General features: G+C 44.3%; 1 pseudogene. It reads right to left on the bottom strand.

The window, feature by feature from the left end:
• Positions 1-133: 133 nt before the first annotated feature.
• A pseudogene (locus tag A3756_RS24885) lies at positions 134-1,130 on the bottom strand (chemotaxis protein); the annotation flags it as partial.

Raw genomic sequence — 1,130 nt, 5'->3', positions numbered from 1 at the left:
CGTAGCTTTTAGCCATGCCTTGAACCATGTACGAAGGAACAGGTACTTGAAAGAAATAACAATTAGCAGAGCGCCGAGAATAGCAATAGACAAGACGGGCAAGAACATAATTACCTCCTACCCTTGTATAAGCTTAAGTACCATACCCAATTGAAGCCAGACTTTCTTCTGACAACTTTAACAAAGCATCATTCTGGGTTTGTGCCTTGGTCATACTCTCAATGTAGTATTCCAATGAAGTCAGTGCATCAGCCAGAGTTTCTAACAAAGTCTGGTCAGGCATCGTATCACCGTCAACCAACTCCTGTTGAATACAGGACATGCACTTCAATAACAAGGACGTTAACCTCTCCTCACCAATGATGCTCATTGCACCACGGATACTGTCCATGACAGTATAGACTGTTGCCAGGTGAAGCTTATCACCCTGGGATTCAACGTAGGAGCTAATTGATCGTTTAGCCAAGCCTAGCCCGGACTTTGACTCATCAATAACAACGATAGTCGCTTCGCTCAAATATGGCGTTTCGCCATCTTTATGGGCCGACTGCAACTCTACTTCACCCTGAATACCCGTTTCTTCAAAGCGCTTAATCGCCTGCTCAATACCTAACACAGCGTCAGCTACAGCAAATAAATCCTGTTCGGCAACATCCGTCCCTGTGCCTTGCCAAGTTTTGATTGCTTCGATCTGCTGATCACAAGCTAGGCTAATTTTCTTCAGGTCGAGCATAGACAAGGTGCTGCTCAGGCGTTCAAAGACACCCACTATAAACTGCATATCCTCATCGCTTGGCGCATCACCACGCTCAAGAATATCTAATTTTTCTTTAAGCTGAATTAGCTCTTCTTGCAATGCATTGGACAAAGACTTAAGAACATCTGCACCCGGGCCAAACAACCGCTTGCTTTCTGCCGATAAAGACTTTTCATCAAAATCCAATAGGGAAACTTTGTAGCCTTCCAGTACTGCATTCACTTGCTGAGAATAAGAACCACTAATTGCTAACAAGTAGATAAGCTCTTTATGCAAAGACTCCGGTGCCGATTTACTGGTCACCACAGTTCCAACCAATGCCATCTCACGAAGGTACTTTTCAACCTTCATAAACAAGCGCTTGCGAAGGTCA

Source organism: Oleiphilus sp. HI0086, from assembly GCF_001635225.1.
Note: the sequence above shows the minus strand (reverse complement) of the source record. Positions and strands in the feature narration are given on the sequence as shown.